Source organism: Bradyrhizobium sp. USDA 4541 (assembly GCF_024171085.1).
Taxonomy (GTDB): domain Bacteria; phylum Pseudomonadota; class Alphaproteobacteria; order Rhizobiales; family Xanthobacteraceae; genus Bradyrhizobium; species Bradyrhizobium australafricanum.
Map to the genome: position 1 here is coordinate 1,772,000 of NZ_JALJZF010000001.1, position 13,994 is coordinate 1,785,993.

The window sequence follows — 13,994 nt, forward strand, 5'->3', positions numbered from 1 at the left end:
AGTTAAGCTTGGGCGCCTAGTTCCGGTCCGAGGTGTGAGCCGAATGAAAATCCTTCTGGTCGAAGACGATCGCCTGCTCGCGCAAGAGATTGCCCGAGCCCTGCGTGAGGAGAATTTCGCGGTCGACATCGCCGCCAACGGCGAGGACGGACAGCACCTCGGCGAAACCGAATCCTACGATGCCGCGGTGCTCGATCTCGGGCTGCCCAAAGTGCCCGGCGTCGAGGTGCTGCGCGGTTGGCGGAAGCAGGGCCGGCACCTGCCGGTGCTGATCCTGACTGCGCGCGACGGCTGGACCGACAAGGTGGAAGGCTTCAAGGCCGGGGCCGATGACTATCTCACCAAGCCATTCCGGATCGAGGAACTTGTCATGCGCCTTCGCGCGCTGGTCCGTCGCGCCTCGGGGCATGCTGTGCCGCGAATTTCCTGCGGACCCCTGAGCTTCGAAACGCAGACCGGCGTGTTTGAGCTCGATGGATTGCCGTTGAAGCTGACCGGGTTGGAGTGGCGTGTTCTCGAATGCCTGATCCTGCGCAAGGACACCGTGGTCGAGCGGGGCCTGCTGTCGGAAAAGGTCTATGAGGGCGACGTCGGGACGGATTCGAATTCCATCGAAGTGATCGTCGCGCGGCTCCGGCGCAAGGTCGGCAAGGCGCTGATCGAGACCGAAAGGGGCCGCGGCTACAAGCTCAACTCGGGATCCCCATGATGAGCCGGAATGCATCGCTCGGCCGGCGCCTCATGATCGGAGCCGGCGTGTTCATCACCGCGGCCCTGATCGTCGCCGCGATCCTGATATCGTTCGTGCTGCATCGATTCGTGCAGGGGCAGATCGATCAGAGGCTCGACGCGCAGATCCTCTTCCTCGCGTCCATGCTTGAAGCCGACGGCGCCGGCAACATTCGTCTGGCGGGATCCGCCGACGGGCCGCCATTCGATCGACGCCGACGCGGCTGGTACTGGCAGATTTTGGGGCCAAAGAACGCCTTGCGGTCGCGGTCGCTCGACGGAGCGGATCTGGCTCCTCCCGATATCAGCAACAGACCCCTGCCGCCCCCGCCGCCGCCTCCCCCGATCGGCGAAGATCCGCCTCCGCGAGAACGCCCGCTGCCTGCCGACGGCAAGGGTCCATACGACAACGTACTCCACTTTCGCATTTTGAACGTCGCGGTGTCCGGCACTCCTGTCACGATCGTGGCCTCCGCGCCGAGAGACGCGGTGCGCGGGCCGTTGTGGGAAGCGATGCGCACGTTGGCCTTGTCGCTCGCGGTGCTCGGCATCGCATTGATCTTAGCGATGCTGATCCAGGTTCGTCTGGGGTTGCGTCCCCTCGAACGACTTCGTCAGGCGGTCGCCGATGTAAGAGCTGGACTTCGCGACAACGTGCCCGACGCGCAGCCGGGCGAGGTGCAGCCATTGGCCACCGAACTGAATGCGCTGCTGGTTCAGAACGCCACCAACCTGCAGCGGGCGCGCAAACACGTCTCGAATCTGGCGCACGGACTGAAGACGCCGCTTGCGACGCTGGCGGTCGCGCTGCAGAAGCAATCGTCAGGCTCAGAGGATCTTCACGGTCTCGTCGTCCTAATGGACCGGCGCATCCGGCATCATCTGGGCCGCGCCCGATCGGCCGCACTTGGCGGTCCGGTTCGGACAAGAACAGTAATCGCGCCACGCGTCGCGGATCTCGGTCTCGTCCTCGGCAAAGTGAACGCCGACAAGACGATCGATTTCGTCAATCATATACCAGCCGGCCTGGCGGTAGCCTGCGAACAGCAGGACGTTGACGAGATGCTGGGAAACGTGCTGGAGAACGCCTTCTCCTGGTGCGGCAGCAAGGTTGTCGTCGAATCTCGCGAGGAGACGCGAAGTGTCGTCCTCGTCGTCGAGGACGATGGACCGGGGCTTTCGCCGGAGCAGATGTCGCAGGCGGTGCAGGCCGGGCAACGGCTCGACGAAAGCTCTCCAGGATTCGGCTTCGGGCTGTCGATCACGCGGGAACTCACCGAGCTTTACGCCGGATCCCTTAGCCTGGACCGGTCTCCACTCGGGGGACTTCGAGTGGCGATACGTCTGCCGTGCGCGGGGCTGGAGTGAGGGAAATCCCGGATGTCTGGTGCCGGTGACCGGTCCCTCGCTGCCGCGGCGTGGGGACACGCACAATGGATAATCCGGAAGGAGTAGTGGGCTCCCCCATGGGGAGAAATAGCGCGCGCCGATGAACTGCATGAAACTACGACAAAATCACCGATCGGCGAGGGCGGAGATCCCATGGGACAGACCGCAAAAAGGGAATTGCACCCGTTGCGCATGCTGGCGCTGCTGATTCCGCTGCTCACGACCGTTCCGCTGTCAAATGTGGATGCACAGGCGCAACCTGCTGCACCGCGTCAATTGCGCCGTGAGCCGCCGCCGCAAAAGCCGCAGGTGACGATGAATGCCTGGACGATCGGCCTCGCCGGGGGCCTGCTCGAGGGCGCGCCCATTCGTCTCGCGGCCGAAATCGCCCGCGTGGTAGACGATGGCGACAAGCTGCATGTGTTGCCGGTCGTGACGCGCGGGCCGACGGAGAATGTGAACTCGCTGCTGTATTTGCGCGGCATCGATGCCGCCATCATCAATTCCGACGTGCTCGAGGAATACAGGAGCCAGGTGCCGGATATCCAGCAACGGCTGGCTTTCGTGCTGAACCTGTTTCCGTCCGAACTGCATATCTTCGTTCGTCCCGAGATCCAAAGCCTGAGCGATCTCGCCGGCAAGAAGGTGAACTTCAATAATCTGGGTACCGCGGCGGCCTATTCGGGGCCGCTGATCTTCAGCCGCCTTGGCCTCGATGTGGAAAAAACCTTCATTCCCCATCAGGTCGCGCTCGAGCAGATGCGCAAGGGCGAGATGGCCGCGGTCGTCTTCATCACCTCGAAGCCGGTGGATGCCTTCGTGCGCGGCCGCTGGGACCCGGGGTTCAAGTTCCTGCCTGTTCCCTATGACAGGAGGTTCGAAGACTTTTATCTTCCCGCCTCGCTCGAGGCCACGGAGTATCCCAATCTCATCAAGCAGGGCGAGCGCGTCACGACAATCGCCGTGCCGACCGCCCTGGTGGCTTTCAACTTTCCGGCCAAATCGAACCGCTATGAGCGCCTTGCGCGCTTCGTGGAGTATCTGTTCTCGCGGATCGACAAGCTGCAGCAGCCGGGCTTCGACCAAAAGTGGAAGACGATCAATCTCGCCGCGACCGTTCCCGGCCTGACGCGCTTCCCCGCAGCGCAAGCGTGGCTCGATCGCGAGCCGCGCGCCGCCGCAAATACATCGCAATGAGACGCGCGGCGACCTGCGCGGTGGCTGGAGTCTTGCTCGCAAGCGGCATTGCTTCGGCGCAGGCGGCAGGATATCGCCAGATCGCTCAGCTCCGCGATTGCTCCGCCAAGGAACGCTCCGAACGGCCGGAGTGCTCCGAGAAGACACCGCGGGCGTCGGCGCTGCCCCAGGCGAACCTGGGTAACAGCTGGGTCGTCAGCCTGACGACTTCACCGCTCGACTATTCACCGGTCGCCACCGCCACGACGTCATCGCGCGACGGTGCTGGCGAAAGCGCAATGACGCTTTCGATTCGCTGCCATGGCGGGCGGAGCGAACTGATCGTCGCGGGCTCCCGCGTGTCCGGTCGCGGCGATGGATATGCGATTTCCTACCGCATCAACGACGGTCCGCCGCAGCAAGTCGCGGCAGCTGTGCCTGCGTCCGGGACCGGCGTTGCGTTCGGCGGTGACGTGGTTCGCTTGCTGCAGTCCCTTCCGGACGGCGGAGGTCTCAATATTCACCTCGCACCCCGTACCGGACCGGCGCTGGATGCGGTGTTTCCGTTGGGCGGGATGGATGTGGTGCGCGCGAAGATCACCGCTGCCTGCAGGTGGCCACAACCGACCGCAAAACCCAACGGCTAGAGATTTCAATAACGTGTCTTTAACAGGAGGTATCCATGCGCGTGTTTCAGCATATTGCGAAGGTAACCATCATCGGAGCCGCAACGGCGCTCCTGGCCGCTTCATACGCTGCGGCGGAGCAAGGCGGCGGACGGTACTGGACACCGACAACAACGAACCGCACTGCGGACTATCAGCACGTTTCAGAAAAGGTCCAAAGGGTTCATATCTCGCGCAAGGCGACCACCCACAAGAGGGAACGATCTCCTCTCGACGCCAACGCCCGGCTTCCATCCAACGCCAAGTCGCACAACCTGATCCTGCAGGTGAACACGAACGATCCCGCAGCCATGAATCTCGCGCTCAACAACGCAGTCAACGTTGCGCAATACTACAAGGATCTCGGCGAGAAGGTAAAGATCGAGGTGGTCACCTTCGGACCCGGCCTGCACATGCTGCGCGACGACACCTCGCCGGTGAAAGCCCGTCTCGAGGAAATGGCGCTGAGCACGCCGGAGGTCTCGTTCAAGGCCTGTGGCAATACCCAGGAAAAAATGCACAAGGCCGAGAACAAGGATATCCCGATTGTTCGCCAGGCGGAGGTGGTGAAGTCAGGCGTCGTGCGCGTGATGGAACTGCAGGAGAAGGGCTGGTCCTATGTGAAGCCGTGACCTGTGGCCTAACCCGAAAGGGGTGGGTGGGGTCCTCCATGCGGGCTGTAGGCTTCGCGCTGCGGTACGGCGCATAATGCCGTACCTCAACAGATCGTGTCGCCACGCGACAGGTGATTGCGGATGGGCCCGGTGATCCTCAAGGACAAGGCAGTTGCCGGCTGCGACATCGCAGATTCGTCGCGCCGCCTGCTGCCCAAGGCGGGACGGTCCGCGCTGTCGTGGACGACTGCTGCCATGCTCGCAATGGTGTGCGCGCCGGAAACACGGGCTTCCCCAGATCCGGCGCGCCCTTCGACGCAACCGCAGCATTCGGCGGCTGCCGGTAGTCCCGCTTTCATCGAAGCGGCAAGGAACGGCGCTCCCGAAGCCTTGCCGCCGGGTCGAGGCGGCAATGACAGACCGGTGCAGGTCGCCCAAGCGAGCGTCGGCGACACGGGGCAGGCCTCGAAACGGGAATACAACTGGGCGGAGTCGCTCTCCTGCGAACTGACGAATGCAAGACGTGACATCGAGTTGCTGCAACGTCTCGAGCAAGAGCGCTATCGGGCCGAGTCGATGGAGCAGAGTCTCGCGGCGGCGCGCCGCGATATCGAGGCCCAGGCCGCGTTGACGGACAAGGCGGCCGAAGAGAAGCAGGCCGCGCAGGGCGGCGCGGAGTTGCTGAACTCCCTGCAAGAGACGCGTGAGCGGGCGGAGCGCCTGGAGCGGGATCTGGCGGCAGCGCGGCGTGATGTCGAAACCCAGACCGTGCTGGCGACAAAAACGGGTGAGGAAGCGTCTCGGCTGAAAGCAGCGGCGGAAGGTGGCGCGGCGGATCTGCAGCGGGAGCGCGAGCGGTCCGCGCGGCTCGAGCAGGATCTCGAGGCATTGCGCCGCAACGTCGAGACTCAGACGGCGCTGGCGGCAAAGGCAGGCGAGGAGGTTTCCCAGCTGAAGGGGATGCGTGAAAGCGGCGCTACGGAGCTGCAGTCGGCCCTGCAAAGGGAGCACGAGCGGAGCGCGCAGCTGGAGCAGGATCTGGCGGCAGCGCGGCGCGATGTCGAGACCCAGATGGCGTTGGCGACAACGACGAAGGAAGAAGCCCTGCGGCAGAAGCAGGCAGCGGACGTCGGAGCTGCCGAGCTCAGGCAATTGCGCGAACGAGCCGAGGCGCTGGCACAAGACCTCTCGCTGTCGCGGAGCTCGATCTACGCATACGAAGCCCAAGTCCGCAAATCCGGAGATGAAGCGACGGAGCTCAGGCAGGCGGTTGCAAGCTGCACGGCTTCGGTCAGCAAATTCACACCCGACGAAGGTGAGCGGTTCGCACGGCTGGAGCGGGACCTTGCGGCTGCCCGCAGCAACGTCGAGACCCAGGCCGCGCTGGCGACCAAAGCCGGCGAGGAGGTTTCCCGACTGAAACAGCAAAGCGAAAGCGGAGCGGCCGAGTCGCAGGGCTCCCTGCAAAAGGAGCGAGAGCGGTCCGAAAGGCTGGAGCAGGACCTTGCGGTCGCGCGGCGTGATGCCGAGACCCAGACCGCGCTGGCGGCAAAGGCGGCCGATGAAGCCCTGCGGCAGAAGCGGACGGTGGAGGCCGGGGCCGCCGAGCTGCGGGACTCGCGTGCCAAGGCCGACGCGCTGACACAGGAGCTTTCCCAGACGCGAAGCACGATCTACGCCTTCGAGGCGCAGGCCCGCAAAGCCGGTGAAGAAGCAGCGGAGCTCAGGCAGGCGGCCGAGAGCGGCGCGGCTTCGGTTCACAAATCCACACCGGACGAACGTGAGCGACTGGTGCGGCTGGAGCAGGATCTCGCGGCTGCGCGCCGCGATGTCGAGACGCAAACCGCGCTGGCGACGAAAGCAGGCGAGGAAACCGCCCGACTGAAGCGGGAAAGGGAAAGCGGTGCGGCGGAGTTGCAGAACTCACTGCAAGCGGCGCGGGCCGACCGGCTGGAGCAGGATCTCGCGGCAGCGCGGCGCGATGTCGCGACCAAGACGGCGCTGGCGACGAAAGCAGACGAGGAAACGTCCCGGCTGAAGGCGGTGGAGAAGAGCGGTGCGGCCGAGCTGCAAAAGGAGCATGAGCGGTCCGCCCGGCTGGAGCAGGATCTTGCGGCGGCGCGCCGTGATATCGAGAGCAAGGCCGTGCTGGTGACCGAGGCGGGCAAGGAAACGTCCCGGCTGAAGGCGGTGGAGAAGAGCGGTGCGGCCGAGCTGCAAAAGGAGCGTGAGCGGTCCGCCCGGCTGGAGCAGGATCTCGCGGCGGCGCGACGTGACGTCGAGAGCAAGGCCGTGCTGGTGACCGAAGCGGGCAAGGAAACGTCCCGGCTGCAAGCTGTGGGAAAGAGCGCTGCGGCGGACCTGCAAAAGGAGCGTGAGCGGTCGGCGCGGCTGGAGCAAGATCTGGCGGCAGCGCATCGCGACAGCGAGACCCAGACGGCGCGGGCGGCAAAGGCAGGCGAGGAAATCTTGCTGCAGAAGCAGGCGGCGGAAGCCAGCGCTGCCGAGTTGAGACAATTGCGCGCCAGGATCGACGTGCAGCCCCAGCACCTCCCTTTGTCGCGGAGCGCAATCCATGCGTATGAGGCCGAGGATCGCAAGGCGCACGGCGCGGCGTTGACGACCGGTGCGACCGCGCGGGACAAGTCCATCGAAGTGGCCACCAATCCAACCGCCGAACAGACGCGAGCGGCGCCTGCTCGCGCGGTTGCCCAGCCTGCTCCCGAGCAGGCTGCGGAAGCCGGAGGGTTGGTTGCGCGGGCGAGCTCCTTGTTGCGTCAGGGCGACATAGGCGCGGCGCGGCTTGTACTCGAGCGCGCCGTGGAAATGGGCAGCGCCCAGGCGAGCTTCGCGCTGGCAGAAACCTACGATCCCCTGATTCTTGCGAAGTGGGGGACTTACGGCACGCGCGGCGACGAGCGCAGGGCGCAAGACCTCTACGCCAAGGCCAACGCCGCGGGAGTCCATGAGGCGAAATCGCGTCTGGAAGCGCTGCGCCGATAGCGCACGTGCCAATCCACCGGCAATTTCACCGCAATCGTCCTAACGACGGGCGCCACCGCGACGAGCTTCGCTCTCACGCGCGTGGCGCCCCGCCCGGCCGCAACGTCCGGCGACGGGCTTCGCTTTAGCGTTCGCGCAGGGCTTCCTGCCGGTAGCGTGCCAGCGGCGACAGCAGGTAGCTGATGATCCTGCGCGTGCCGGTCTTGATTTCGACCGTCACCGCCATGCCCGGCCCGAGCTTGACGAGCTTGTCCTCGATTTGCATGTGCGTCCGGTCGAGCGAAACGCGCGCGGCGTATTCCAGCTCCTGACCTTTAGGCTCGCTGCTGCTCTGCGCCGCGCCCAATGTCCGGTCATTGGGGTTGCCCTGTTGCTTGTCGCGCGTGATGGCATCCGTCGACACGCTGAGCACATCGCCATGAAGCAGCCCGTACCGGGTGAAGTTGAACGTATCGACCTTGATCTCCGCCTTCTGGCCGGGATGCACGAAGCCGATGTCGCGGTTCGACAGCATGGCCTCGATCTCGAGCTGGCTCTCGCTCGGGACCACGACGGCCAGCGCCTGAGCGGGCGTCACCACGCCGCCCACCGTATGAACGGCAAGCTGCTGCACGACGCCGTCGACCGGTGCGGTCAGGCTCTGCAGTTTCGTTCGCCGATCCGCCTTGACCACCTCCTGCGCGGCGCTCGCAGCTTTCTGCTCGGCCTTCGCAAGAGCATCATAGGTCGCGCGGCGATACTCCGCGGCAGTCTTGTCCTTGGTCTCCTTCAGCAGCGCGATCGCCGCATCGGCTTCGCGCAGCCGGCTCTGCTGCAGGACGAGGTCCTGCTGCATGGCGACCAGTTCCTGATATTCGGAGAGATAGACGACCTTCGACGCCAATGCCTTCTCGACGAGACCCTTGCGGATGTCGACGCGCTCCTTCAGTACCGGGATCGTCGCCTCCAGCTTGTCGACGCTCGCCGATGTGGTCGCCCGTTCCGCCTCCTTCTGCCCCTGCTGACGCTCGATTTCAGAAAGCTTTGCGCTCTGTTCGGCGCGCTGGCTGATCAGGAACTGGCGATGCATCTCGATTTCGGCCGCACTTGCGTTTTGCGGCGGCCGGAAGGCCGCGAGCGGGTCTGCGGCCAGCGCGGCGCGCAGCCGCGCGACGTCCAGCTCGGCTGCAAGCAGATCGCTCTTCTGGCGTTCCTGGTCGGCTTCCGTCATTGTCGGGTCCAGCTCGATCAGGACGTCGCCGGCCTTGACGCTCTGGCCGTCGCGGACGCGGATGGCGCGGACCACACCGGTCTCGAACGGCTGGATCAGCTTGGTGCGCCCGCCCGGCACGATCTTGCCGGTCGCGCTGGCGACGATATCGACGCTGCCGAGCGTCGCCCACAACAGCGCGATGCAGAACGCGGCGATGATGCAGGCCCCGATCGCGCGCCCGATCGGCGACGGCGGCGATTCGGCGATCTCGAGCGCCGCCGGCAGAAAGGCGATTTCGTGCTCGCGGCGGCGAGGTTCGCGTCTCGGGAACGCGACGACATTGCGGCTAGCGGACGTCATGGATACCGGCCTGCAGATAATGGAGGTTGGCGTAGCGGCCGTTGGTGCGGATCAGCTCGTCATGGCTGCCGTCCTCGACGATGCGGCCATGCTCGAGGGTGATGATCCGGCTTGCATTGCGCACCGTCGACAGCCGGTGGGCGATGACGAACACGGTCCGGCCGGCGGAAATCCGCCTCATGTTCTGCTGGATCGCGCGCTCGCTTTCGTAGTCCAGCGCGCTGGTCGCCTCGTCCAGGATCAGGATGCGTGGATCGGTGATGAGTGCACGCGCGATTGCGATTCGCTGGCGCTGCCCGCCGGACAGGCTGCTGCCGCGCTCACCCACGACGGTGTCGTAACCCTCCGGCAGTTCGAGGATGAAGTCGTGGGCGCCGGCTAGCTCCGCCGCTTCGATGACGCGCTCCATCGGCATCGCCGGATCGGCCAGCGCGATGTTGTCGCGAACCGTGCAGTTGAACAGTACGTTCTCCTGCAACACGACGCCGATCTGGCGCCGCAGCCAGCTCAGATCGACCATCGCGAGGTCGACGCCGTCGACGAGCACGCGCCCGCTTTCCGGGACATAGAGACGCTGGATCAGCTTGGTGATGGTGCTCTTGCCCGAGCCCGACGAACCCACGATGCCGATGACCTGGCCTGGCTCGACGCTGAAGGACACGTCGTGCAGCACCTCGGGGCCGTCGATGCGGTAGCGGAAAGTCGCGTGCTCGAATTTGACCTGACCGCGGATCGGTGGCAGCGCCGCGCGGGCCGGCGTGAAGCTCGGCTCGGGAATGGTGTTGAGGATGTCGCCGAGACGATCGATCGACAGGCGGGCCTGATGGAAGTCCTGCCAGATCTGCGCGAGTCGCAGAACCGGCGCGCTGACACGCGCGGCCAGCATGTTGAACGCGACGAGCTCACCGACAGTCAGGTCCCCGCTGACCACCAGGCGGGCGCCGAAGTAAAGGGTCGCGGCGATGACCAGCTTGTTGATCATCTGGACCGCCTGGCTCGCCGTGTTGTTCAGGCTGAGCACGCGGAAGCTTGCGGACACATAGCCGGCGAGCTGCTCCTCCCAGCGGCGTTGCATCTGCGGCTCGACCGCCATGGCCTTCAGCGTCTCGATACCGGTGACGCTCTCGACCAGGAAGGCCTGGTTCTCGGAGCCGCGATTGAATTTCTCGTCGAGGCGTCGACGGAACAGCGGCGCGGCTCCCGCGGAGATGCCGATGTAGAGCGGGAAGGACGCCAGCACGATCCACGTCAACGTCGTCGAGTAATAGAACATCACCGCAAGGAAGACGACGGTGAACAGCAGATCGATCACCAGCGTGAGCGCCGAGCTGGTCAGGAACTGGCGGATGTTCTCGAGCTCGCGGACGCGCGCCACCGAATCGCCGACGCGGCGGGTCTGGAAATAGGCGATCGGCAGCGCCAGCAGGTGACGGAACAGCCTGGCGCCGAGCTCGACGTCGATACGGTTTGTCGTATGCGCGAACTGATAGACGCGCAGCGTCTCGAGAACGGCCTCGAACACGGTCAGTACGACAAGCCCGACGACCAGCACGTCGAGCGTGCTCATGCTTCGATGCACGAGCACCTTGTCGATCACCACCTGGAAGAACAGCGGCGAGACAACGGCGAAGATCTGAAGGAAGAACGACGCCGCCAGCACCTCGCCGAGCAGGCGACGATACTTTTGCATGGCGCCGACGAACCAGGAGATATCGAAGCGCCGCGCGAGGTCGGTCAGGCTGGCGCGCCGGGCCATCAGGATGATGCCGCCGTCCCAGATCGCCTCGAGTTGGGCCTGGGTGATTGCTTCGGGCCGCGGAGACAGCGGGCGCTGAACGAGAAGCTTGTCGTCGATAACCTTGCCGAGGATCAGGAAGCTGCCGTCGCGCAGCACCGCAATTCCCGGCAGCGGGGTGACGGCAAGCCTGTTCCAGCTCGTCCTCTGCACCTTTGCCTTGAGTCCGAAATCCTTGGCGCAGCGCAGGATTTCAGTAACGCCGAGGCGCGCCGCGCCGATCCGGTGACGAATTTGGCCGGGGTCGGCAGCGATGCCATGGCAACGCAGCAAGATCGCCAGCGCAATGAGCCCGGATTCATCGTCATGTTCGGATTCGACGCCGGCGGCCGGGGATTCGGTGTTTGTGTTCGCCGCATGGATTGCGGCATCGTCGCGAGTCCCGCGCATCAGGATGCCAGGTCTCATCGCCAAGAAGCTCTTCGTGAGGCCGTCACGGGCACGCATCAGGCCCTCGCCGGCGCGGTGCATCAGGCCGGCGCCCAGGTCAAACGAGCGCGTGCGGATGCCGGCAAATGCATGACGTGCGCGCTGCGCGAAGCTCTGTGATCCAGCACAGATCAAACCGCCATCCCAGATCGCTTCGAATTCTGCGCGCGTCATCCGGCTCGGATGCGGCGAGGTCGGGTGCAGCACAAGCGCCACCTGGTCGTCGATCTTGCCCAGCAGCAGAAATCCGCCGTCACGTAGCGAGGCGATTCCGGGCAGCTGGGTACCCGCTAGGCGGGTCCAATCCATTGTCCGCGAGCGGACCTTGACCCCGAATTCGCGCGCGCAGCGAAGCATCGCGCGGACGCCGATCTCGTCGCTCCCGCAACGATCGCGGAGCTGGTCCGGCACGGTATTCACGCCATGGAGGCGCAGGAACAGAGCTAGCGCGCGAAGCCCTAGATCTGCGGCGGGGGCATTTCCGTTCTGGATCGCCATTCTTACTCAACCCTTCGCGGCTACCCGGCCGCGTTAGTGTTCCTTCTCATGCATTTCCAAAGACTGGGAATTCCAATGCCGCGCATCGACAGAGCATGCGACATACCGCTCGCTCGCAGCCAAAAAGGCGCAAGCAACATCAAAGCACTAGGGCCTCGAACCGCGAGGGGATTTCAAAGCAGTGGGATTTTAGACCTGCCCCCCGACTGCTGAACCGGTTCGTTAATGCGCAAAAATGGCGAAAAAAGTTTCAAATCTTGATTTTTGCACCGTTATGTTGCGCGCAAATTTGCCGCATACCCGAAGCTGTTGCGCCAGCACGCATTTTGATCGCTTGGAAACAGATGCGAGCGATGAAGCCAACCGAGACCAAGACCCGCGCGTGGCAGTCCCTTCGCCGTTACCGTCCGCGATCGACCGCCCGTTTCCGACTCCCAACACGTTGATGGTACTGCACCCGGGCGCAGAGCCCCCGGGTGCAGTAGCCGGATCAACCCTGAGGTTTGCTCAGGAACGAGTTGTGCGTCCAGCTGTTCGCATTCGACATGGCCGCCGCGATCTGACCAGCGTCGACCCGACCGGAGCTGCCGGCCAGATACTGGTTCAGCAGCGCAAAGCCCTGGCTTGCCTGGGACGCTCGCGCGCCTTGATCGGCCCAACCGGTCGTCTGCGATGCTGTGTTCGCCAGGGTGCTGGTGTCGCCCATCTGCTGCTGCAACTGCGCAAAGCCGTGGTTTGCCCAGCTCCCTGCGTTTCCGCCAGTCCAGCTGGACGGCCGGGGATCCGTCACGCGGATCGTCTGCGGGTCCGACGACATCACAGCGCCGGTGGTCGGATCCATAGCGCTCGCGGTCAGCGTGAGGTTCGCGACCGGATGAGCATTGCCCCTGTAGTACGATGTCAGCGTCAGTCCGCTGTCGACCTGCGCGGACGTCAGGGTGATGTTGTTGCCCCTGAGCGTCGTGCCGTCGCCGGTCGTGATCGTCTCGTATCGCGGCAATCCCATGATACTGAGGGTGAGGTTATCGTTGGGGTCGGTCGTCGTAATGGTCGTCCCCAGGTCGACCTGACCGCCTCTGCCGGCCACCCAGAGCGACTTGTCCGCGACGTCGAGCACCGGTGCGGTCACGCTTGGAGTCGTGGGGGTTGTCGGCGTCGTGGGGTCGGTCGGCGTCGTCGGCTGCGCCGGTATCGTGGGATCGGTCGGCGTCGTCGGCGTCGTCGGTGTCGTGGGCGTCGTCGGCGAAGAGGTGCCCTTCAGCGGAGGCGGCAGATCGGCCTGCAACTGCGCAGAAGTCATCGAGGTGAAGTAAAGGGTCTTGTAGTTCGTCGTCAGTGCGACCCAATCGCTCATCCCGGCACCGGGATTGTTGGAGAAGCCATCGACGTATGCGGCCGTCGAGTTCGACCACCAATCAGCTCCCAGATCGGCAACGAGATGCTCGTTCGGATCAGTGGTCCTCATATCGGCCTGGACATAGACGCCATCGACCGTTCCGGCAGAATAGGTGCCGCGCGAGCCCGGCCAGAAATGGTCGTTGTATCCGCTGAGGGGCGCAGCGCCCATCGCGCTGCCGTCCGCCTGCCTTGTCACGCTCCAGGCAGAGTTCGTGTTTCCGGAAAAGTCAGCGAGAAACTGAGATCCGGCGATCGGGTCCGTCGCCTGATCTTGCACGAGAGACCAGCCGCCAGTTTTCAGATGCACCCACGTCTGGAAGTTCGCGATCTGGACGTTGGCCGGATTAGAATCGTTGCTTGCCCCGGATTGGGGATAGACCTGTCCCCACCCTGTGACGGCGGTGAAATTGGAGGGCGGGGTGCTACCTGTATGGCCGGTGCTCCCGCCGTACCAGGAATAGCTTGTGGGAACGCCAAGCGGAAACCCTTCGCTGTTGCCAGGCGTATTTTGATAGGTGACATCGGTCAGCGCCACTTTAGTTCTCCATTGCAGACCAGATTTAAGGACGAGGAATTCCGCTGCCGCGCATCAGGGATGTGCGACAGATTGCATGCTCGCGACTTCAGTCGCGAACAGATTCCAATGACTTGCAGCCTCGAACCGCGAGGAGATTTCAAGCAGTGGGTTTTTTGGAAGTTGGCCCCCCCGACTGCTGAGCCGGTTGGTTAATAATCAAAAATGGCAA

General features: G+C 64.3%; 9 protein-coding genes. 6 read left to right on the top strand and 3 right to left on the bottom strand.

Annotated elements, in window-relative coordinates:
- The first annotated feature begins 43 nt into the window (after positions 1 to 43).
- The 6 genes from J2R80_RS08320 to J2R80_RS08345 all read left to right on the top strand — a co-directional run bounded on the left by J2R80_RS08320 (position 44) and on the right by J2R80_RS08345 (position 7,576).
- Positions 44 to 709, top strand: coding sequence for a response regulator transcription factor (locus J2R80_RS08320; protein WP_076834811.1), 666 nt, complete (start codon positions 44 to 46; stop codon positions 707 to 709).
- A complete protein-coding gene (locus J2R80_RS08325; RefSeq protein ID WP_253638359.1) occupies positions 709 to 2,097 on the top strand; it encodes a sensor histidine kinase in 1,389 nt (462 codons plus the stop codon). Before J2R80_RS08320 ends, J2R80_RS08325 begins: the two co-directional genes overlap by 1 nt.
- Positions 2,098 to 2,310: 213 nt before the next feature.
- Positions 2,311 to 3,315, top strand: coding sequence for a TAXI family TRAP transporter solute-binding subunit (locus J2R80_RS08330; protein WP_057021156.1), 1,005 nt, complete (start codon positions 2,311 to 2,313; stop codon positions 3,313 to 3,315).
- 32 nt (positions 3,316 to 3,347) lie between these two features.
- Positions 3,348 to 3,941, top strand: a complete 594-nt coding sequence (locus tag J2R80_RS08335) for a hypothetical protein (protein WP_225643109.1) — start codon at positions 3,348 to 3,350, stop codon at positions 3,939 to 3,941.
- Positions 3,942 to 3,976: 35 nt separating this feature from the next.
- On the top strand, positions 3,977 to 4,591 hold the full coding sequence (locus J2R80_RS08340) for a DsrE family protein (RefSeq protein ID WP_057021157.1): 615 nt from the start codon (positions 3,977 to 3,979) through the stop codon (positions 4,589 to 4,591).
- Between the two features lie 123 nt (positions 4,592 to 4,714).
- Complete coding sequence (locus J2R80_RS08345) at positions 4,715 to 7,576, top strand: hypothetical protein (RefSeq protein ID WP_253638360.1); 2,862 nt, start codon at positions 4,715 to 4,717, stop codon at positions 7,574 to 7,576.
- A gap of 124 nt (positions 7,577 to 7,700) precedes the next feature.
- Here the strand turns inward: J2R80_RS08345 and J2R80_RS08350 are convergent, their stop codons facing one another.
- The 3 genes from J2R80_RS08350 to J2R80_RS08360 form a co-directional block, all read right to left on the bottom strand.
- Positions 7,701 to 9,128: an HlyD family type I secretion periplasmic adaptor subunit gene (locus J2R80_RS08350; protein ID WP_057021159.1), complete on the bottom strand. Its 1,428-nt coding sequence runs from the start codon at positions 9,126 to 9,128 to the stop codon at positions 7,701 to 7,703.
- A complete protein-coding gene (locus J2R80_RS08355) occupies positions 9,115 to 11,763 on the bottom strand; it encodes a type I secretion system permease/ATPase (RefSeq protein WP_253638361.1) in 2,649 nt (882 codons plus the stop codon). The genes J2R80_RS08350 and J2R80_RS08355 overlap by 14 nt, the downstream gene beginning before the upstream one ends.
- A gap of 577 nt (positions 11,764 to 12,340) precedes the next feature.
- Positions 12,341 to 13,783 (bottom strand): hypothetical protein, encoded by a 1,443-nt coding sequence (locus J2R80_RS08360; RefSeq protein ID WP_253588579.1) that lies wholly within the window; start codon positions 13,781 to 13,783, stop codon positions 12,341 to 12,343.
- Between the last annotated feature and the right edge of the window lie 211 nt (positions 13,784 to 13,994).